Here is a 21,026-nt window from a genome sequence, read left to right as displayed (position 1 = left end):
TTAAGTTTGTATGCTTAATCGGAGTCTTTTTTCTTTTCGTGAGGTAGAAAAACAAGCTATTTACAATTGCGCGGAATCTCAGCAATTGCATCTAGGTGTATTGTAATATAAAATAGTTGAACAGGAGTTTAATTTATTATGGAGGTGCTATGTCTAGTATGAATACGAACGAAAGAATCGTGCCCCTCCTACCATTAAGAGGCGTTCTCGTATATCCAACGATGGTTTTGCATCTTGATGTAGGACGTGATAAATCGATACAAGCACTAGAGCAGGCGGCAATGGATGAAAATATCATCTTTTTAGCAATGCAAAAAGAAATGAATATCGATGATCCGAAAGAAGATGACATATATAGTGTAGGTACGGTGGCGAAAGTGAAGCAAATGTTAAAATTGCCGAACGGTACGCTTCGTGTCCTTGTGGAAGGTTTACATAGAGCAGAAGTAATAGAGTTTATCGAAGAAGAAAATGTAGTACAAGTGTCTATTAAAACGGTAACTGAAGAAGTAGAAGATGATTTAGAAGAGAAAGCTTTTATGCGTACGTTACTGGAGCATTTCGAACAATATATTAAAGTTTCGAAAAAAGTTTCAAATGAAACATTTGCAACGGTAGCTGATGTGGAAGAACCAGGGAGATTAGCTGATCTAATTGCCTCTCACTTGCCAATTAAAACGAAGCAGAAACAAGAGATTCTAGAGATTGTATCTGTAAAAGAACGATTACAAACACTTATTTCAATTATTCAAGATGAACAAGAGTTACTTAGCCTAGAAAAGAAAATTGGGCAAAAAGTGAAACGTTCCATGGAGCGCACGCAAAAAGAATATTTCTTACGTGAGCAAATGAAGGCGATTCAAACTGAACTTGGCGACAAAGAAGGCAAGGGCGGAGAAGTAGAAGAACTTCGTGAGAAAATTGAACAGTCAGGAATGCCGGAAGAAACAATGAAGGCTGCGCTGAAAGAATTAGATCGTTATGAAAAGTTACCAGCAAGTTCTGCGGAGAGTGGTGTTATTCGCAATTATATTGATTGGTTATTAGCGCTTCCGTGGACAGAGGCAACAGAAGATATAATTGACCTTGCTCATTCGGAAGAGATTTTAAATAACGATCATTACGGTCTTGAAAAAGTGAAAGAGCGTGTACTTGAATATTTAGCTGTACAGAAGTTAACGAATTCATTAAAAGGACCTATCCTTTGTTTAGTAGGCCCTCCTGGGGTCGGCAAAACTTCGTTAGCGCGTTCAATTGCAACATCATTGAATCGTAACTTCGTCCGTGTATCTCTTGGTGGTGTGCGTGATGAATCTGAAATTCGTGGTCACCGCCGTACATATGTTGGAGCAATGCCAGGACGCATTATTCAAGGTATGAAAAAGGCGAAAACAGTTAATCCAGTCTTCTTATTAGATGAGATTGATAAAATGTCTAACGATTTCCGTGGAGATCCATCAGCGGCATTACTTGAAGTATTAGATCCAGAACAAAACCATAACTTCAGTGATCATTACATTGAAGAACCATATGATCTATCAAAAGTTATGTTTGTAGCAACTGCTAATACACTTTCAAGTATTCCAGGTCCATTACTTGACCGTATGGAAATCATTTCGATTGCTGGCTATACAGAACTTGAAAAAGTACACATTGCTCGTGAGCATTTATTGCCGAAACAATTAAAAGAACATGGCTTACGAAAAGGTAATTTACAAGTGCGTGATGAAGCGCTGCTTGAGATTATTCGTTATTATACACGTGAGGCTGGTGTTCGTACGCTAGAGCGCCAAATTGCAAAAGTTTGCCGTAAAGTAGCGAAGATTATCGTTACAGCAGAACGTAAACGTATCGTTGTGACAGAGAAAAAGATTGTTGATTTACTTGGTAAACACATATTCCGTTATGGGCAAGCTGAAAAAACAGACCAAGTTGGTATGGCAACAGGTCTAGCTTACACAGCAGCAGGCGGCGATACACTTGCCATTGAAGTTTCTGTAGCGCCAGGAAAAGGGAAACTAATTTTAACAGGGAAACTTGGGGATGTTATGAAAGAATCAGCACAAGCTGCGTTTAGTTATATACGTTCTCGTGCAGAAGAGCTTCAGATTGATCCGAATTTCCATGAGAAAAATGATATTCATATTCACGTTCCAGAAGGAGCAGTTCCAAAAGACGGACCGTCAGCAGGTATTACGATGGCAACGGCACTTATTTCTGCGCTAACAGGTATTCCTGTAAGTAAAGAAGTGGGTATGACAGGTGAAATTACACTTCGTGGTCGTGTATTACCAATTGGTGGTTTAAAAGAAAAAACATTAAGTGCTCACCGCGCAGGCTTAACAAAAATTATTTTGCCAGCAGAAAACGAGAAAGATTTAGATGATATTCCAGAGAGCGTAAAAGAAAACCTTACGTTTGTGCTTGCATCTCATTTAGATGAAGTATTGGAGCACGCATTAGTAGGAGTGAAACAATGAAAGTAACAAAAGCAGATATTGTAATTAGTGCTGTTAAACCAGAACAATATCCAGACAGTGATTTACCAGAAATTGCATTAGCAGGTCGTTCAAATGTGGGGAAGTCTTCCTTTATTAATAAAATTTTAAATCGTAAAAAGTTAGTGCGTATTTCTTCTAAACCAGGAAAAACGCAAACGCTGAACTTTTTCTTAATCAATGAGATGATGCACTTTGTTGATGTTCCAGGTTACGGATATGCAAAAGTATCTAAATCGGAGCGCGCTGCATGGGGGAAAATGATTGAAACGTACTTTACAACTCGTGAGCAATTAGACGCAGCTGTATTAGTAGTTGATTTACGTCACCAACCAACAAGTGATGACGTGATGATGTATGATTTCTTAAAGCATTATGAAATCCCAACAATTATTATTGCGACGAAAGCCGATAAAATTCCGAAAGGGAAATGGCAAAAGCATTTAAAAGTTGTAAAAGAAACGCTTGCTGTTGAAATTGGCGATGAAATTGTTCTATTCTCTTCTGAAACAGGACTTGGAAAAGAAGAAGCGTGGAAAGCAATTCATAAATTTACAAAAACAAAAAACGCGTGACGAATGTCGCGCGTTTTTGTTTTGCTAAATTTTTTAGCGTACGTTTAATGTAACTTCAATATTTCCTCGTGTTGCTTTCGAGTAAGGACATACACCGTGAGCCGCTTCTACAAGTTCTTGTGCTTCGCTATGTGAAACGCCAGCCACATGTACATCAAGTACAGCAGATAGACCGAAACCACCATCTGTATCTTTTCCGATAGAAACGTGAGCAGTTACTTCTGTACTTTCTACTTTTATACGTTTTGTACGAATGACAAGTTGTAATGCACTATCGAAACAAGCTGCATAACCAGCTGCAAATAGTTGTTCTGGATTTGTTGCTTCTCCGCCTGCACCACCTAGTGCTTTCGGCATTTTTACATCAAGATTTAATATGCCATCATCTGAAACTACTTTCCCATTTCTTCCACCTGTTGCTGTTACTGAAGCAGTATATAATTTATCCATATTTATTCCCCTTTTCCATCATTAATTGTTTTCATTGTGTCAATTAGTTTATTTAGTTGAATTAATAAAGAGAGATATTCTTGCTCTGTAATTCCTAAGTTTGTAGCCATCGTTGTCGGTAATGAACAAGCCTTTTCCTTTAAATCTTTGCCTTGTTCTGTTAATTCAATACAAACTTTTCGCTCGTCTTCTTTGGAACGAACACGTTTTACAAGTTTTAATGATTCCATTCGTTTTAACATAGGTGTTAACGTACCAGAATCTAAAAATAGACGTTCTCCAATTTCTTTTACTGTTAGTCCATCTTGCTCCCATAGTACGAGTAAAGTAATGTACTGGGGATACGTAATACCCATTTCTTCTAAATAAGGTCGATAAAAACGAGTAACCTCTCTAGAGCAGGCGTAAATAGAAAAACAAAGTTGGTTATCTAGATGCAAAGAGTTTTCTGTCATAAATAACTCCCTTCTAATTAAGTTGTGCACAATTTAATTTTGTAAAACTAATATAACGAAAAAGAAATACAATGTCAAATACATTGTATTGAGAAAGTCTTTGTTACATTTTGGAACAATCATACATATTTTCCTTCATGATGAAAGAAGATAGGGAAGATGATGTTATAATTTATATGGAATAGTTTCCATCACTTGATTATGAGGGCTTTTTTTGGTAACGTACAAATAGAGTTATTAATTTATAATCATTATAAAGTAGAAGTTTTTTTATTAGTGTTACTGAATCTCCTTTATTACATACGGAGAATAATTAAAAAATAATCGGTTGTTCACACGATTGTCAGATTCATAAGAGGAAAGTTGTATTATGATAGTAGATAAAGTGATAAAACGGGTGAAGGGGGACATGCTGCGTGCATATTCTTGTTGTTAGTGTAAATTATCGAACAGCCCCTGTAGAATTTCGTGAGAAACTCACATTTCAGGCAGCAGAACTAGAGCGAGCGATGACTACATTACAAAATCAAAAGAGCGTGTTAGAGAATGTCATTGTATCAACTTGTAATCGCACTGAGATTTATGCTGTTGTCGATCAATTACACACGGGACGGTATTATATTAAGAAGTTTTTAGCTGATTGGTTTCAGCTTGAAATAGAAGAAGTTGCGCCATATTTAACTATTTTTGAACAAGATGGTGCAATAGATCATTTATTCCGCGTAACGTGCGGTTTAGATTCAATGGTAGTCGGAGAAACGCAGATTTTAGGTCAAATAAAAGATAGCTTTTTAGAAGCGCAACAAGTTAAAGCAACAGGCACAATTTTTAATGAATTGTTTAAGCAAGTCATTACATTAGCAAAACGTGCCCACTCAGAAACAACAATCGGGGAAAGTGCGATGTCTGTTAGTTATGCTGCTGTTGAGCTTGGAAAGAAAATATTTGGCGAGTTAACAGATTGTCATGTGCTTATTCTTGGTGCTGGTAAAATGGGCGAACTTGCACTGCAAAACTTATATGGAAGTGGTGCTCGTAAAGTAACAGTTATGAATAGGACGCTTTCGAAAGCAGAAGTAATGGCTGAGAAATATATGGGACATGCAAAATCGTTAAGCGAATTACAATGTGCATTATTAGAAGCAGATATTTTAATTAGTTCAACTGGTGCATCTGAGTATGTCATTACGAAAGAGATGATGACAAAGGTGGAGAAAATGCGCTCTGGTCGTCCTTTATTTATGGTTGATATTGCAGTACCACGTGATATTGATCCAGCGATTGATGAGTTAGAAGGTTCTTTCTTGTATGACATTGATGATCTGCAAGGAGTAGTGGAGGCAAACCGTGCTGAGCGTTTGAAAGAAGCGGAGAAAATTCAATTTATGATTGAAGAGGAAATTGTTCTATTTAAAACGTGGTTAAGTACACTTGGTGTTGTTCCATTAATATCAGCTCTTCGTGATAAGGCACTTGCAATCCAAAGTGAAACGATGGTAAGCCTAGAGCGAAAAATACCAAACCTTAGTGATCGTGAGAAAAAAGTTATTAGTAAGCATACGAAAAGTATTATTAATCAATTATTAAAAGACCCAATTTTAGTAGCGAAAGAAATAGCTGCTGAAGAGGGAGCGAGCGAAAAATTAGCGTTATTTGCGAAGATTTTCGATTTAGAAACGGAAGAAGTAGAGAGTCGTGCGGAAGAAGTAGAACATAAAAGAGTGTGGACACCATCCGTTCCATCTTTATAATTTGGAAGGATGATCGGATGAGTTTTTTAAATAACAGTATTATTTATCATATTGCAATTATTTTATATGCTTGTAGCATTAGTTTATATTTTATAGATTATTTCCAAAGTAACCGAAAGGCGAACCGATTTGCTTTTTGGTTACTTTCGATTGTATGGGTATTGCAGTCTATTTTTATGTTGCTTAGGGCGACAGATTCAGAAACGAACCCCATTTTAACTTTATTATCAGGGATTTATTTTTATGTTTGGTTATTGATTACGATGTCATTAGTCATAAATCGATTTATGCGCGTTGACTTTTTAGTCTTCTTTACAAATGTTGTTGCATTTGGCGTAAGCGCTTTTTCTATTTTTACACCGCTCGGAAAGATGTCGCCAGTACTTGCAGAGCAATTAGTTTCAGAACTTGTATACGTGCATGTTGGAATGGCGATTATTTCTTATGCAACGTTTACGGTATCGTTTATTTTTTCTATTATGTATTTACTGCAATATCGCCTATTAAAAAAGAAAAAGTGGAATGCGAGATTAAGAAGGTTAGGGAATTTACCGAAGCTTGAATCTACGTCTTACGGATTAAATTTATTTTCTGTTCCATTTTTCTTACTAGCAATTTTATTAGGATGTATATGGGGATATACAAAATTAGATAATTTTCATTGGTATGATACGAAAGTAATTGGTTCGTTTGTCGTTCTATTTGTATACTGTGCGGGCTTGTATTTAAGAGCGGCAGATGTGTTGCAAGGGAAGAAAATTGTACTGTGGAATGTAGGGGCCTTTCTCGTAATGCTAGTTAACATTTTTTTATTAAGTAGTTTATCTAATTTCCACTTTTGGTATTTATAATGAGGAGAGAGAATTATGCGCAAAATTATTGTAGGGTCACGAAAGAGTAAGCTAGCATTAACACAAACAAACTGGTTTATTGATCAGTTAAAAGCACTTGGTTTACCATATGAATTTGAAGTGAAAGAAATTGTCACTAAAGGTGATGTGATTTTAGATGTTACTCTTTCAAAAGTAGGCGGAAAAGGTTTGTTCGTTAAAGAAATTGAGCATGCGTTACTTACGAAAGAAATCGATATGGCTGTACATAGTATGAAAGATATGCCAGCCGTACTTCCAGAAGGATTGATGATTGGCTGTACACCAAAGCGTGTTGACCCTCGTGATGCTTTTATCTCAAAAAATGGAGCATCGTTTAAAGAGTTAGCGGAAGGTGCTATTTTAGGTACGAGTAGTTTAAGACGTAGTGCACAGCTACTCGCTGCGAGACCAGATTTACAAGTGAAGTGGATTCGCGGAAATATCGATACACGTTTACGTAAATTAAAAGAAGAGGATTACGATGCGATTATTTTAGCGACAGCTGGATTACAAAGAATGGGCTGGGATGATGAAGTTATTACAGAACATTTAGATGAAACGTTATGTGTACCTGCTGTAGGACAAGGTGCATTAGCGATTGAATGTCGTGAGGACGATAAGGATTTATTGCAGCTGTTAGCGCATATTAATGATGCGATAACAGAAAGAACAGTGGCAGCGGAGCGAGTATTTCTTCATAAACTTGAAGGTGGATGCCAAGTTCCAATCGCTGGATATGCAACCCTTACAAAAAATGATGCAATCGAATTAACAGCTCTTGTCGGCTCTATGGATGGCTCTGTTTTATTAAAAGAGACAGTAGTGGGTACTAATCCTGAGGAAGTAGGATTAGAGGCCGCAGACCGTTTAATTAAGCGAGGCGCCAAAGAACTCATTCTTGCTGCAAATAAGGAGCAACAATAAATATGAACGCTCTCGCTGGAAAAACGGTATTGATTACACGTGCCCAGCATCAAGCGAAACAAATGAGTGTAGCAGTGAAAGAAAAGAGCGGAATTCCATTGGAAATTCCGCTTTTGCGTATGGAAGGTATGTCTCATAGGCAAATTCAACATATCAAAGAGCAGCTACATTCATACGACTGGGTTATTTTTACGAGCAGAAATGGTGTAGCTTTTTTTCTAGATAGTTTAAAAAAGAAACTACCACTAACCATTAAAATCGCTGCAGTAGGTGTGAAAACAAAATTAGAGTTAGAAAAAAGGGGCTATCAAGTTCATTTTGTTCCGACTTCATTTGTTGCAGAAGCATTTGCAGAAGAGTTTCTAAAAGAATTAAGTGGAAACGAACGTATTTTATTTCCGAAAGGGAATTTAGCAAGAGAGGTAATTCCGGTTGCACTTCGGGAAATTGGTGTTTCTCTAGATGAGCTAATCGTATACGGTACGAAAGTGAATATAGAAAAAAAGCAAGAGCTTATAGCGGCATTGAAGTTAGGGAAAGTAGACATTATTACATTTACGAGCCCTTCAACTGTTACTAGTTTTGTTCGTTTACTTGAGGGTACAAACTGGAGAGAATGGACAAAAAAATGTACAATTGCTTGTATAGGACCTATTACGGAAAAAGAGGCAAGTCTTTATTTTCCGTCTGTTATTGTGCCGAAAGAGTATACTGTAGAAGCATTACTACAATATGTTTGTGAATCTATAAAATGAAAGAATGGGGATAGAAATCTATGAACTCTTTACAATTTAATCGTCATCGTCGTTTAAGACAAAGCGGGGGCATGCGTGCGCTTGTGCGTGAAACGTTTTTACATACGGAAGATTTTATTTACCCTATTTTTGTATTAGAAGGTGAAAATGTTCGTAATGAAGTTCCTTCTATGCCAGGCGTATATCAAATGTCTTTAGATTTATTGCAAGCTGAAATGCAAGAAGTTGTTGATTTAGGTATTCGTTCTGTTATTGTATTTGGTTTACCTGCTGAAAAGGATGAAGTTGGATCATCAGCATATTGTGATCATGGAATTGTACAACGTGCTATTCAGCAAATTAAAGGTGATTTCCCTGAGCTAGTAGTAGTTGCAGACACATGTTTATGTCAATTTACAAGCCATGGTCATTGCGGTGTAATTGAAGATGGTATTATTTTAAATGACGAGTCTCTTGCGGTTCTTGCGAAAACAGCTGTAAGTCAAGCGAAAGCAGGAGCGGACATTATTGCGCCATCAAACATGATGGACGGCTTCGTAACAGCAATTCGCCAAGCATTAGACGAAAATGGTTTTGAACACGTGCCAGTTATGTCGTACGCTGTGAAATATTCATCAGCATTTTATGGACCATTCCGTGATGCTGCGCATGGTGCACCACAATTTGGTGACCGTAAAACATATCAAATGGATCCGGCAAACCGTATGGAAGCATTCCGTGAAGCAGAATCAGATGTAATGGAAGGTGCAGATTTCTTAATCGTAAAACCAGCTCTTTCTTACTTAGATATCGTTCGTGATGTGAAAAATAACTTTAATTTACCAGTTGTCGCTTATAATGTAAGTGGTGAATATTCGATGATTAAAGCGGCAGCGCAAAATGGTTGGATTAATGAAAAAGAAGTTGTTCTTGAAAAATTAATTAGTATGAAACGTGCAGGGGCAGATTTAATTATTACGTATCATGCAAAAGATGCAGCAAGATGGTTACAAGAAGGAGGCATTAAATAATGAAAAAGTTTGATAAGTCAATTGCAGCGTTTGAAGAGGCGCAAGACTTAATGCCTGGTGGCGTAAATAGCCCGGTTCGTGCCTTTAAGTCTGTTGGGATGAATCCGTTGTTTATGGAGCGTGGAAAAGGTTCTAAAGTATATGATATCGATGGGAATGAATACATCGACTACGTATTATCATGGGGTCCTTTAATTCATGGTCATGCAAATGATCGTGTTGTAGAAGCGTTAAAATCTGTCGCTGAAAGAGGTACAAGCTTCGGTGCACCAACAGAAATTGAAAATAAATTAGCAAAACTTGTTATTGAGCGTGTGCCATCAATTGAGATTGTGCGTATGGTTAACTCTGGAACGGAAGCAACAATGAGTGCACTACGTTTAGCTCGTGGTTATACAGGTCGTAATAAAATCTTGAAATTTATTGGTTGTTACCACGGTCATGGTGATTCGTTATTAATTAAAGCTGGTTCTGGTGTGGCGACTTTAGGTTTACCAGATAGTCCTGGTGTACCAGAAGGTGTAGCGAAAAATACGATTACAGTAGCTTATAACGATTTAGAAAGCGTAAAATACGCGTTTGAACAATTCGGTGATGATATTGCTTGTGTAATTGTAGAACCAGTAGCAGGAAATATGGGGGTTGTTCCACCGCAGCCTGGATTTTTAGAAGGGCTTCGTGAAGTAACAGAACAAAACGGTGCATTGCTTATTTTTGATGAAGTAATGACAGGGTTCCGAGTAGCTTATAATTGTGGTCAAGGTTATTATGGCGTAACACCTGATTTAACATGCTTAGGTAAAGTAATCGGTGGTGGTTTACCGGTAGGAGCATACGGTGGTAAAGCAGAAATTATGCGCCAAGTTGCGCCAAGCGGACCGATTTACCAAGCTGGTACTTTATCAGGTAACCCACTTGCAATGGCGGCAGGTTATGAAACGTTAATACAGTTAACGCCAGAATCATATGTAGAATTTGAGCGTAAAGCTGAAATGTTAGAAGATGGATTACGTAAAGCAGCTGAAAAACATGGCATTCCGCATCATATTAACCGTGCAGGCTCTATGATTGGTATTTTCTTTACAGATGAACCTGTTATTAATTACGATGCAGCAAAATCTTCAAATTTAGAATTCTTTGCGGCTTACTATCGTGAAATGGTAGAACAAGGTGTATTCTTACCACCATCTCAATTCGAAGGTTTATTCTTATCGACAGCACATAGTGATGCAGATATTGAAGCGACGATTGCAGCAGCTGAAATTGCAATGTCAAAATTAAAAGCGTAATGTATTAGAGAAAATCGCTCTCCATAAGGGGAGCGATTTTTTTTATTCATAAAGTAAGCTTTCCACACATAAATCTGTAATGACATATAGTTTGGGAGGGGGAAAAGAAGTGGCTGCAGATCATTCATTACGATTTTCATTAAAAGAATCTGTGTGGTTCCAAAAAGGACAGGAAGTCGAAGAACTTTTGTCAATTTCGTTAGATCCAGACGTTGAGATAGAAGAGCTTGATCATGAAGTAATCGTGAGAGGACAATTAGATTTAACGGGAGAGTATGTTGCACGAAAAGATGATTCCGCGTATTCATTAAGAGAACTATCGCCAGCAAAGTCAATTGATTATGTAGAAACAAGAGAAGATGGGGTTAATGAACTTGTTCATTCCTTTCCACTTGAAATATCAATTCCGAGAAATCGAGTGAAAGTAATTGAAGAGCTATATGTATCAATCGAGGAATTTGATTATGAATTAAAGGAAAATGGTTGCTTACAATTATTAGCGGATATATCTATTACCGGTTTGTGTGATGAAGAGAGAAGCGAGGATGAAGTTGAAGAGGAAGAAACGGTGTATGCTGAGTTAGAAGAAGATTCAGCGCAAGAGGATGAAAATAGACCGGCGCCGCATGTAGAAGAAACAGCATATAAGGAATCAGATGAGTGGGAAGATTACGCATTTGAACCGTTCCAATTAGAGGAAAGAAAAGAGCAGGAATTAGAAGAAGAGAAAATAGAAGAACATGAATTTGTGGAACGTGAAGAGGAGCAAGAAACAACGCCGCAATTTGAACTGTTCGGACGAAAAGATTTCAAGAAAGAAAAAGCGAAAAAGCAGGAAGAACAAGAAGAAGAGTACTCACAGCGAGATGAAAATGCGCTTTATTTAACAAAACTATTTACGAAAGAACCGGAAGAAGAATTTACAAAGTTAAGAATGTATTTCGTGCAAGAAGGAGATACAATTGAATCTATTGCAGACCGTTATGAAACGTCTGTACAAAATTTATACCGTGTCAATCAAACAGAAGATATATTTTTAAATACGGGGCAAATTATTTATATTCCCGTTTCAAGGGTAAAGGCGAAATAAGGAAGTGAGTGTTTTCACTCACTTCCTTTCTTAGAGGCTATGTTTTGAATAGAAAGGGTTATTCGTATGGATATTGAGTTGCGAAATCACTATGAACCTATCGTGAGGCAATATAGATTGGATACGCAGCATATGGAAGAGCACGGAAATGTAATGAAAATTTATACGAATCAAGGTCCATATGCACTCAAGAAAATAGAAGGCAGAAAGTTAGAGCGGAATAACTTTCTGCATCATATTCAATATTTGAAGGAGAAAGGTTTTTCAAATTATGTACCTATATATCATGCGACGGATGGAAGTTATATTTTAAGTGACGGGACGTATAATTATTATTTAATGCCTTGGTTAGAACGTGCAGAAGGAAACGGTGAGGACAATGATCAATACCATAAAATGTTTCAGACACTTGGAATGTTGCATCAAAAAACTGTGAAGGAAGAAACGTATACGGAAGAAGATTTAGAAAAACATTATACAACTATATCCGATCGTTGGGAAAATGATGGTGAGATGTTAGAAGAGTTTCTCGTAGAATCTGAATCAAAATGGTATATGTCCCCGTTTGAATTGCAATATTGTACGTACTATCATCATGTAATGAGAGCGCGTGAATTTGCAACGAAGCAATTAAATGAGTGGAACGATGCGATGAAAGAAAAAGAGAAAACGCGTATTACTTTTGTGCATGGTAATGTGTCACTTAATCATTTTTTATTTGACTATGAGCGGAATGGCTATTTTATTAGTTTAGAAAAATCGAAGTTTGCAACGCCTGTGCAAGATATAGTAGGTTTTTATTCACGGTCTTTAAACACATATCCAATCGCAAGAAGTGATCGGTTTGAATGGTTTCAAATGTATCAAAAAAATTTCCCTTTTACGAAAGAAGAGCAACTACTTATGTTTGCGTATATGACGTATCCATCGCAATTTATTCGGCAAATCCAGTCTTATAAGAAAAGAAGAGAGCGTCGTAATGAGGAAAATGAACTTCTCGGAGTAAAGAGTTTGCAACAATCGCATTGGCTCGTTAGTAATATAGAATATTTCCTTTCGCAATTACAAGCTGCCCAGCAAGGGAACGGATAAAGAAGATAAGTAGAGGGTACTACTTATCTTCTTTTTTTCATTCCAAAAGCTATAGTCTTAAATTTATCTTGACGAATAAGGTTTCGTTTTTTACACTATTGTATATAATAATTAACAATCATATAAATGCCTTGAAGGGGAAGAGTATAACAAGAAACGTCTTCAGAGAGGAGAATCATTAGCTGGGAGATTCTCTAGATAGTTATGTTAGAAGGTAGCCCTGGAGCATCTTTTCTGAACGGAATAGTTCTCATTAGGAAAAGACGGATTTGTCCGTTATCAAATTAAGAGTATAAGCAAATTATGAATTTGTTTGTAAATAAAGGTGGTACCGCGATGTCCCTCGTCCTTTTTGGATGAGGGACATTTTTTATTTTAAGGAGGGAAAATAATGTCAAACACGGAAAAGAATTTACCAACTAAATATGATCATATGTCCGTTGAAGAAGGCCTTTATCAATGGTGGCTTGAAGGCAAATATTTTGAAGCAACAGGAGACGAGAAGAAACAACCGTATACAATTGTAATTCCACCTCCGAACGTAACTGGTAAGTTACACTTAGGTCATGCTTGGGATACAACTCTTCAAGATATTTTAACTCGTACGAAGCGTATGCAAGGATACGATGTACTATGGCTTCCAGGAATGGACCATGCTGGTATCGCAACACAAGCGAAAGTAGAAGGAAAACTTCGTGAAGAAGGTATTTCACGTTACGATCTTGGCCGTGAAAAATTCCTTGAAAAAGCTTGGGAGTGGAAAGAAGAGTACGCTTCTCACATTCGTCAACAATGGGGGAAAGTTGGTTTAGGACTAGACTATTCTCGTGAACGCTTCACATTAGACAAAGGTTTATCAGATGCAGTTAATAAAGTATTCGTGCAATTATACGAAAAAGGCTTAATTTACCGCGGTGAATATATTATCAACTGGGATCCAGCAACACGCACAGCTCTTTCTGATATTGAAGTAATTCATAAAGAAGTTCAAGGTGCATTCTACCATATGAACTATCCGTTAACAGATGGTTCTGGTCACATTCGTCTTGCGACAACTCGTCCAGAAACGATGCTTGGTGATACAGCAGTAGCAGTTCATCCAGAAGATGATCGTTACAAACATTTAATTGGAAAAACAGTTACACTTCCAATCGTAGGCCGTGAGATTCCGATTATTGCTGATGAGTACGTAGAAAAAGACTTTGGAACAGGCGTTGTAAAAATTACACCAGCTCATGACCCAAATGACTTTGAAGTAGGTAACCGTCATGACTTACCACGCATCTTAGTAATGAACGAAGATGGGACAATGAATGAAAAAGCTGGTAAGTATGACGGTATGGATCGTTTCGAATGCCGTAAAGAATTAGTGAAAGACTTACAAGAAGCTGGCGTATTAGTAGAAATCGAGCCACATATGCATTCAGTAGGTCATAGTGAGCGTAGCGGTGCAGTTGTTGAGCCTTATTTATCAACACAATGGTTCGTAAAAATGGCTCCACTTGCTGAAAAAGCAGTAGCGCTTCAACAAAAAGAAGAAGAAAAAGTAACGTTCGTACCAGAGCGTTTTGAAAACACATACTTACGCTGGATGGAAAATATTCATGACTGGTGTATTTCTCGTCAATTATGGTGGGGACACCGTATTCCAGCTTGGTACCATAAAGAAACTGGTGAAGTATACGTAGGTACAGAAGCACCAGCAGATATTGAAAACTGGAATCAAGATAACGACGTACTTGATACATGGTTCAGTTCAGCGTTATGGCCATTCTCCACACTTGGTTGGCCAAATGAAGATTCAGCAGATTTCAAACGTTACTATTCAACAGATGCACTAGTAACGGGTTATGATATCATCTTCTTCTGGGTATCTCGTATGATTTTCCAAGGTTTAGAGTTTACAGGAGAGCGTCCATTTAAAGATGTATTAATTCACGGTTTAGTTCGTGACGAGCAAGGTCGTAAGATGAGTAAATCTCTTGGTAACGGTATTGACCCAATGGATGTTATCGAAAAGTACGGTGCAGATGCAATGCGTTTCTTCTTATCAACAGGAAGTGCACCAGGTCAAGATTTACGTTTCAGCATGGAAAAAGTAGAATCTACTTGGAACTTCATTAATAAAATTTGGAACGCATCACGTTTCGTATTAATGAACATGGATGATATGAAGTATGAAGAAATCGATTTAACTGGTGAAAAATCAGTAGCAGATAAGTGGATCTTAACTCGCTTAAACGAAACAATCGAAAGCGTAACACGTAACATGGATAAATATGAGTTCGGTGAAGCTGGTCGTTCATTATACAACTTCATTTGGGACGATTTCTGTGATTGGTATATTGAAATGGCGAAACTTCCACTATACGGTGAAGATGAAGCAGCTAAGAAAACAACTCGTTCTATTTTAGCTTACGTATTAGATCAAACAATGCGTCTATTACACCCATTCATGCCATTCGTAACAGAGAAAATTTGGCAACATTTACCGCATGAAGGCGAATCTATTACAGTAGCTGCTTGGCCAACAGTTCGCGAAGATTTACAAGATACGGAAGCTGCGGCAGAAATGCATCTTCTAGTTGATATCATTCGCTCTGTTCGTAACATCCGTGCGGAAGTTAACACGCCAATGAGCAAAAAAGTTCAAATGCAAATTAAAGCAAAAGATGAGGCTGTACTTGCTCAACTTACGAAAAATAGCTCTTACATTGAGCGTTTCTGTAACCCAAGCGAATTAACAATCCAAACGGACTTACAAGCGCCAGAAAAAGCGATGACTGCAATCGTAACAGGTGCAGAGTTATTCTTACCGTTAGCTGATCTTATCAATCTTGATGAAGAGAGAGCTCGTCTTGAGAAAGAACTTGAGAAGTTCGATAAAGAAGTAGAACGTGTACAGAAGAAACTTTCTAACCAAGGTTTCGTAGCGAAAGCTCCTGCAGCGGTTATTGAAGGAGAGCGTGCGAAAGAGCAAGATTACCTAGAAAAACGCGAAGCAGTTCGTCAACGTCTAGCAGATCTTGAAAAGTAAAAATGTTTTTAGAGACTCACTATATTGGTGAGTCTCTTTTCTTTGCGTATAATAGAACTATGAAAGTTGTCTTTTGAAAGGGGAAAAGCATACGTGATACATACATACGAAGAAGCGATAGGGTGGATTCATAGCCGATTGAAATTTGGAATGAAGCCAGGATTAGAAAGAATGAGATGGATGCTAGAAGAACTTGGAAATCCAGAGCGTCATATAAAATGTGTTCATCTTGCTGGTACAAATGGAAAAGGTTCAACGTTAACATATATGCGTTACATGTTAGAAGGCGCGAAATATAAGGTAGGAACGTTTACCTCTCCTTATATAGAAACATTTAATGAGCGCATTAGTGTGAATGGAACACCAATTGCAGATGAAGAGATTATTGAACTTGTAAAAATGGTAAAACCAGTCGTTGAAAAACTAGACGAGACAGATTTAGGGGAAGCAACGGAGTTTGAAATTATTACTGTTATGGCGATTTGCTATTTCGGTAAAGTCAATTTCTGTGATGTTGTATTATTTGAAACAGGGCTTGGTGGACGTTTTGATTCTACCAATGTTATACACCCTGTTCTCACGATTATTACGAATATCGGTCACGATCATATGCATATTTTAGGAAATACACTAGGAGAAATTGCATATGAAAAGGCGGGGATTATTAAGTCTGGCGTGCCTGTAATTACTGGTGTACAAGATGAAGAAGCTTTGCAAGTCATTCAAAATGTTGCAAAGGAAAACCATGCAAACTTATACGAACTTGGCAAGCATTTTACAGCGCTACATAAACAGTCTAACGAAGATGGAGAACAGTTTGATTTTACTTGTCCTTTTTCCACATTTGAAGATTTGCAAATCTCAATGAAAGGCATTCATCAAGTAGGAAATGCAGCGCTAGCACTTATGGCAGTAATGTATGTAAAAACATATGTATCATTTTTAATTGAGGAAGAGGAAATAAGAACGGGATTACAGTTAGCATATTGGATTGGGCGCTTTGAAAAGCTACAAAGTAACCCGGATATTATTATAGATGGTGCTCATAATCCAGAAGGTATCGAAAGCCTTGTGAAAACAGTAGAAGCGCATTACAAAGATAAAAATGTAATAGTGTTATTTACTGCCCTTGGTGATAAACAATTACATAACATGGTAGGCCAATTAGAAACCATTGCAGATGAAATTATTTTTACAACATTCGCCTTTGATCGTGCTATTTCTGCTGATAAGCTTGCATCATATTCACAGAAAGAATCAAAATTAGTTTTTGAAAATTGGAAAGAGGCAATTGATACAAAAGTTGAAATGATAGCAGAAAATGATGTTTTTATCATAACAGGCTCTCTTTATTTCATTTCTGAAGTACGAAAATATATTTGCGAGAAAAACTAGATAGTCTTTGCTATCTAGTTTTTTGTTCTACAAATGAAGTCAAATGCATACATATAAGATAAATATATAGGGTTATTTGGCGAATTCCTCTGACAAATATCTCGTTTTTTTGTGAAATGAATATGATATGATGCGGACAACGATAAGAGGTGAGGTGTGAGTGTATGGACAAGCAATCACGAACGATCTCAGTGAAAGTGAATGGAACAGAAGCGAAGTATGAGGAAAAGAAGAAAGATGAATTTGAATGGATGGTAGTAGAAAGTGAACGACCGAAAAATGTTGTTCCGTTTCAAAAAGCGAAATCAATGTCTGTGGAAAAATACAGAAAGAAGTGGAGTAATACATTAATTGTAATCGTTGCAACCGCAATTATTATCGGTACGGCGTTTGGAATGGGGATGCTTCATTTACTTACTGGACAAGGAACGACAGGAGGAAGTGAAGTAACTGCTTCAAGGCCGACTGGAAATGGAGAATCAAAGGTGGGTGGAACGGCAGAACAAACACCAGCACCGAAAGAAGAAAAACAAAAGGCGCAGGCAGGAACGTCATTGGATCCGATGAAATTATTTTTTGTTCAAGGGGGGCTTTATTCTTCTGAAGAAAAGGGACAGGCAGCTCTTGAAGAATGGAAAGGCAATGGGGGTATTGGTGCTTTGAGACCGAGCGGTGATAAGTATGCAATAGTTTTTGGTATTGCTAGCGATGAACAGTCTATAAATCAATTAATGACTAAGTATAAAAATGATGGTGTCTCCGTTTTAAAAAAGAACTGGGATATAACAGATAAAGCATTGCTGAAAGATGATAAAGAAGTAGGAACATTTTTAACAAAAGTGCAGCCATTATACAATCATTTAGCAAAATATGCTTCTAGCGTACAAGTTGGTGGAAAAAGCAGCGCAAAAGATATAGAAGTAATTGAAAAAGAATGGGAAAAGGTTGAAAAAGAAGGGAAAAGTATGAAACAAGAAGAAGCAAAGAAACTGTATATGTATACGTCGGTAGCTGTACAAACAGTAAAAGATGGGAAGATGGATAAGGAATCTTTGGCGAAATTAAATCAAGTTATTATTGATGGTTTACTCTCGTATGAAAAAATTGTTTCGTAGAAAGTGAAATGATAGGATAATAAAATGAGTAAGAAAGAAGTACATGTACTTCTTTCTTTTCTTTTGAATTTAGAGCAAAGTGCTTTCTCTATGACAGGAATATAATCGTATGCAATAAAGAAGTGTTATTTTAATTAGAGAAATTAATATTTCTTTCATTTGTGGACAAACTATTCCTTTGATACGATTAATATAAATTGTTCTGCTTCATGTGAGAAAGGAAGGAGAAAATATGAGAAAAATAATTTTAGCTTCAGGGTCACCTCGGAGGAAGGAATTGCTTGAGTTAGCTAGTGTGCCATTTGAAATCGTTGTAAGTGAAGTAGAGGAAACAATTGGTGCATATTCATCGCCTTCTGATATTGTAATGTCGCTTGCCTTGCAAAAAGCATCAGCGGTGGCAGAAAATAATAGTGATCACATTGTGTTAGGTGCAGATACAATTGTTACATATGAGTCGCGTATTCTTGGTAAGCCTTCTAATGAGGATGAGGCGAAAGAGATGTTGCAATTACTATCAGGGAAAACACATGAAGTGTATACAGGTGTTGCAATTATAGCAAAAGAAAAAACGGTTACTTTTTATGAGCGTACAGAAGTTACATTTTGGGAGTTAACAGAAGAGGAAATTGATACATACGTCGCGTCGAAAGAACCTCTTGATAAAGCCGGTAGTTATGGGATTCAAGGTAAAGGATCTATTTTCGTTCAAAATATTCAAGGGGACTACTATAGTGTAGTTGGCTTACCAATTGCACGTCTCGTTCGGGAATTAAAACAATTTGATATTGATGTAACCCATGCGTAAAATTGCATGGGGTTTTCTTTGAGAGAACAAATAAAGGGGTGGAGAGATGAACGGTATTCGTGATGTTGTAAGAGAAGAACAGCCACGGGAGCGTTTATTGTTAGAAGGTGCTGGAAGTTTATCAAATCGAGAGCTTCTCGCAGTGTTACTCAGAACAGGTTCTAAAGAAGAAACAGTTTTAAAGTTATCAGATAAAATTTTACATCAATTTGATGGCTTACGTATGTTGAAAGATGCAACATTAGAAGAGCTAATTAGTATACATGGTATTGGGATTTCAAAGGCATCGCAACTTATGGCAGCCTTTGAACTAGGCAGAAGAATGGTACGTTTAGAATATCAAAATAGATATAGTATTCGAAGTCCAGAAGATTGTGCGAAATACATGATGGAAGAAATGCGTTTTTTACAACAAGAGCATTTTGTTTGTTTATATTTAAATACAAAAAATCAAGTTATACATAGGCAAACGATCTTTATTGGAAGTTTAAACACGTCAATTGTACACCCGAGGGAAGTTTTTAAAGAAGCCTTCCGTCGTGCAGCAGCCTCTATCATATGTCTTCATAACCATCCCTCAGGAGATCCCACGCCGAGCCGTGAAGATATTGCAGTAACAAAACGCTTAGTAGAATGCGGCCAGATTATCGGAATTGAAGTGCTTGATCATATTATAATAGGTGACCATAAATTCGTGAGTTTAAAGGAAAAAGGTCATATTTAAGACTATGCTTTTTACTTATTTTGTTTTATAATGTGATTTATGAGTTTTTTGTAGAAATTTATCTACAAAAAGGATAAAGATATAAAAAACGTACTGTTTTTATAATATAAAGTAAGAAAAAATGAGTCCGTGAAAACAAGAAAGGAAGATAAATAATATGTTTGGATTTGGTGGATTTACTCGCGATCTTGGAATAGACTTAGGAACTGCGAACACGCTTGTATATGTAAAAGGAAAAGGTGTAGTTTTACGTGAACCTTCAGTAGTTGCGTTACAAACTGATACGAAACAAATCGTTGCTGTAGGTAGCGATGCAAAACAAATGATTGGTCGTACACCAGGGAACGTTGTGGCACTTCGCCCGATGAAAGACGGTGTAATTGCTGATTATGAAACAACTGCAACAATGATGAAATATTACATTCAACAAGCTCAAAAATCAAACGGTTTCTTCTCACGTAAGCCGTATGTAATGGTATGTGTACCATCTGGTATTACAGCTGTAGAAAGACGTGCAGTAATCGATGCGACTCGTCAAGCGGGTGCTCGTGATGCTTATCCTATCGAAGAGCCATTTGCAGCAGCAATTGGTGCAAACTTACCTGTTTGGGAACCAACTGGTAGTATGGTTGTTGATATCGGTGGTGGTACAACAGAAGTTGCAATTATTTCTCTAGGTGGTATTGTAACAAGCCAGTCAGTCCGTGTTGCTGGTGATGATATGGACGATTCAATCATTCAGTACATTAAGAAAAGCTATAACTTAATGATCGGTGAAAGAACAGCTGAAGCATTAAAATTAGAAATTGGTTCTGCAGGCGAGCCAGAAGGTATCGAGCCTATGGAAATTCGCGGTCGTGATTTAGTAAGTGGTTTACCAAAAACAGTACTAATTCAGCCAGAAGAAATTGCAGATGCATTAAAAGATACAGTAGATGCGATTGTAGAATCAGTTAAAAATACGTTAGAAAAAACTCCACCTGAATTAGCGGCTGATATTATGGACCGCGGTATCGTATTAACAGGTGGCGGGGCATTACTACGTAATTTAGATAAAGTAATTAGTGAAGAAACGAAAATGCCAGTTCTTGTTGCAGAAGATCCATTAGATTGCGTAGCAATTGGAACAGGTAAAGCATTAGACAATATCGATCTTTTCAAAACTGCTGCTCGATAATATTGCAAA

18 protein-coding genes and 1 other annotated feature are annotated in these 21,026 nt (G+C 37.3%); of the genes, 16 read left to right on the top strand and 2 right to left on the bottom strand.

The genetic code is table 11. From position 1 onward, the window contains the following. Nucleotides 1–149: 149 nt before the first annotated feature. Nucleotides 150–2,480, top strand: a complete 2,331-nt coding sequence (gene lon, locus MR143_RS05115; RefSeq protein ID WP_000097285.1) for an endopeptidase La — start codon at nucleotides 150–152, stop codon at nucleotides 2,478–2,480. Next, on the top strand, nucleotides 2,477–3,073 hold the full coding sequence (gene ysxC, locus MR143_RS05110; protein WP_000869116.1) for a ribosome biogenesis GTP-binding protein YsxC: 597 nt from the start codon (nucleotides 2,477–2,479) through the stop codon (nucleotides 3,071–3,073). The genes lon and ysxC overlap by 4 nt, the downstream gene beginning before the upstream one ends. 33 nt (nucleotides 3,074–3,106) lie before the next feature. Here ysxC and MR143_RS05105 read toward each other — a convergent pair whose 3' ends face one another. Continuing rightward, complete coding sequence (locus MR143_RS05105) at nucleotides 3,107–3,523, bottom strand: organic hydroperoxide resistance protein (RefSeq protein ID WP_000359772.1); 417 nt, start codon at nucleotides 3,521–3,523, stop codon at nucleotides 3,107–3,109. Between the two features lie 2 nt (nucleotides 3,524–3,525). After that, a complete protein-coding gene (locus MR143_RS05100) occupies nucleotides 3,526–3,978 on the bottom strand; it encodes a MarR family winged helix-turn-helix transcriptional regulator (RefSeq protein WP_000138546.1) in 453 nt (150 codons plus the stop codon). 416 nt (nucleotides 3,979–4,394) lie between these two features. Between MR143_RS05100 and hemA the strand changes: the two genes are divergently transcribed. The 14 genes from hemA (at nucleotide 4,395) to mreB (ending at nucleotide 21,017) form a co-directional block, all read left to right on the top strand. Beyond that, nucleotides 4,395–5,729, top strand: coding sequence for a glutamyl-tRNA reductase (gene hemA, locus MR143_RS05095; RefSeq protein WP_000547868.1), 1,335 nt, complete (start codon nucleotides 4,395–4,397; stop codon nucleotides 5,727–5,729). A gap of 17 nt (nucleotides 5,730–5,746) precedes the next feature. Continuing rightward, on the top strand, nucleotides 5,747–6,580 hold the full coding sequence (locus MR143_RS05090) for a cytochrome c biogenesis protein (protein WP_000009002.1): 834 nt from the start codon (nucleotides 5,747–5,749) through the stop codon (nucleotides 6,578–6,580). Between the two features lie 15 nt (nucleotides 6,581–6,595). Then, a complete protein-coding gene (gene hemC / locus MR143_RS05085; protein WP_001226400.1) occupies nucleotides 6,596–7,525 on the top strand; it encodes a hydroxymethylbilane synthase in 930 nt (309 codons plus the stop codon). A gap of 2 nt (nucleotides 7,526–7,527) precedes the next feature. Beyond that, nucleotides 7,528–8,280 (top strand): uroporphyrinogen-III synthase, encoded by a 753-nt coding sequence (gene hemD, locus MR143_RS05080; RefSeq protein ID WP_000992355.1) that lies wholly within the window; start codon nucleotides 7,528–7,530, stop codon nucleotides 8,278–8,280. Nucleotides 8,281–8,300: 20 nt separating this feature from the next. After that, the gene (gene hemB / locus MR143_RS05075) at nucleotides 8,301–9,290 is read left to right on the top strand and encodes a porphobilinogen synthase (protein ID WP_001087066.1); all 990 of its coding nucleotides are present in this window, start codon (nucleotides 8,301–8,303) and stop codon (nucleotides 9,288–9,290) included. Next, nucleotides 9,290–10,579, top strand: a complete 1,290-nt coding sequence (gene hemL / locus MR143_RS05070; protein ID WP_000712940.1) for a glutamate-1-semialdehyde 2,1-aminomutase — start codon at nucleotides 9,290–9,292, stop codon at nucleotides 10,577–10,579. Before hemB ends, hemL begins: the two co-directional genes overlap by 1 nt. 79 nt (nucleotides 10,580–10,658) lie before the next feature. Next, a complete protein-coding gene (gene spoVID / locus MR143_RS05065; RefSeq protein ID WP_003302846.1) occupies nucleotides 10,659–11,669 on the top strand; it encodes a stage VI sporulation protein D in 1,011 nt (336 codons plus the stop codon). A 66-nt stretch (nucleotides 11,670–11,735) separates the two neighbouring features. Next, on the top strand, nucleotides 11,736–12,761 hold the full coding sequence (gene ysxE, locus MR143_RS05060; RefSeq protein WP_000350654.1) for a spore coat protein YsxE: 1,026 nt from the start codon (nucleotides 11,736–11,738) through the stop codon (nucleotides 12,759–12,761). Between the two features lie 122 nt (nucleotides 12,762–12,883). Further along, nucleotides 12,884–13,115, top strand: a binding site (T-box leader). Between the two features lie 37 nt (nucleotides 13,116–13,152). Next, nucleotides 13,153–15,798: a valine--tRNA ligase gene (locus tag MR143_RS05055; RefSeq protein WP_000072247.1), complete on the top strand. Its 2,646-nt coding sequence runs from the start codon at nucleotides 13,153–13,155 to the stop codon at nucleotides 15,796–15,798. A gap of 93 nt (nucleotides 15,799–15,891) precedes the next feature. Continuing rightward, on the top strand, nucleotides 15,892–17,193 hold the full coding sequence (locus MR143_RS05050) for a bifunctional folylpolyglutamate synthase/dihydrofolate synthase (RefSeq protein ID WP_000582093.1): 1,302 nt from the start codon (nucleotides 15,892–15,894) through the stop codon (nucleotides 17,191–17,193). Between the two features lie 164 nt (nucleotides 17,194–17,357). Beyond that, complete coding sequence (locus MR143_RS05045) at nucleotides 17,358–18,308, top strand: hypothetical protein (RefSeq protein ID WP_000361005.1); 951 nt, start codon at nucleotides 17,358–17,360, stop codon at nucleotides 18,306–18,308. Between the two features lie 232 nt (nucleotides 18,309–18,540). Then, nucleotides 18,541–19,116: a Maf family protein gene (locus MR143_RS05040; protein ID WP_001226291.1), complete on the top strand. Its 576-nt coding sequence runs from the start codon at nucleotides 18,541–18,543 to the stop codon at nucleotides 19,114–19,116. Nucleotides 19,117–19,162: 46 nt separating this feature from the next. Next, nucleotides 19,163–19,840, top strand: a complete 678-nt coding sequence (gene radC / locus MR143_RS05035; RefSeq protein WP_001013390.1) for a RadC family protein — start codon at nucleotides 19,163–19,165, stop codon at nucleotides 19,838–19,840. Between the two features lie 157 nt (nucleotides 19,841–19,997). Then, complete coding sequence (gene mreB, locus MR143_RS05030; RefSeq protein ID WP_000466736.1) at nucleotides 19,998–21,017, top strand: cell shape-determining protein MreB; 1,020 nt, start codon at nucleotides 19,998–20,000, stop codon at nucleotides 21,015–21,017. Nucleotides 21,018–21,026 lie beyond the last annotated feature (9 nt).

The sequence above is a fragment of the Bacillus cereus group sp. BfR-BA-01347 genome, assembly GCF_022663835.1.
Taxonomy (GTDB): Bacteria; Bacillota; Bacilli; order Bacillales; family Bacillaceae_G; genus Bacillus_A; species Bacillus_A thuringiensis_K.
Note: the sequence above shows the minus strand (reverse complement) of the source record. Positions and strands in the feature narration are given on the sequence as shown.

Coding starts and splice junctions, on each gene's coding strand:
- MR143_RS05045 (WP_000361005.1), top strand. CDS start 17,358: ATGGACAAGCAATCACGAACGATCTCAGTGAAAGTGAATGGAACAGAA.
- MR143_RS05055 (WP_000072247.1), top strand. CDS start 13,153: ATGTCAAACACGGAAAAGAATTTACCAACTAAATATGATCATATGTCC.
- radC (WP_001013390.1), top strand. CDS start 19,163: ATGAACGGTATTCGTGATGTTGTAAGAGAAGAACAGCCACGGGAGCGT.
- mreB (WP_000466736.1), top strand. CDS start 19,998: ATGTTTGGATTTGGTGGATTTACTCGCGATCTTGGAATAGACTTAGGA.
- hemB (WP_001087066.1), top strand. CDS start 8,301: ATGAACTCTTTACAATTTAATCGTCATCGTCGTTTAAGACAAAGCGGG.
- MR143_RS05100 (WP_000138546.1), bottom strand. CDS start 3,978: ATGACAGAAAACTCTTTGCATCTAGATAACCAACTTTGTTTTTCTATT.
- MR143_RS05040 (WP_001226291.1), top strand. CDS start 18,541: ATGAGAAAAATAATTTTAGCTTCAGGGTCACCTCGGAGGAAGGAATTG.
- MR143_RS05105 (WP_000359772.1), bottom strand. CDS start 3,523: ATGGATAAATTATATACTGCTTCAGTAACAGCAACAGGTGGAAGAAAT.
- ysxC (WP_000869116.1), top strand. CDS start 2,477: ATGAAAGTAACAAAAGCAGATATTGTAATTAGTGCTGTTAAACCAGAA.
- hemC (WP_001226400.1), top strand. CDS start 6,596: ATGCGCAAAATTATTGTAGGGTCACGAAAGAGTAAGCTAGCATTAACA.
- ysxE (WP_000350654.1), top strand. CDS start 11,736: ATGGATATTGAGTTGCGAAATCACTATGAACCTATCGTGAGGCAATAT.
- MR143_RS05090 (WP_000009002.1), top strand. CDS start 5,747: ATGAGTTTTTTAAATAACAGTATTATTTATCATATTGCAATTATTTTA.
- hemD (WP_000992355.1), top strand. CDS start 7,528: ATGAACGCTCTCGCTGGAAAAACGGTATTGATTACACGTGCCCAGCAT.
- spoVID (WP_003302846.1), top strand. CDS start 10,659: ATGACATATAGTTTGGGAGGGGGAAAAGAAGTGGCTGCAGATCATTCA.
- lon (WP_000097285.1), top strand. CDS start 150: ATGTCTAGTATGAATACGAACGAAAGAATCGTGCCCCTCCTACCATTA.
- hemL (WP_000712940.1), top strand. CDS start 9,290: ATGAAAAAGTTTGATAAGTCAATTGCAGCGTTTGAAGAGGCGCAAGAC.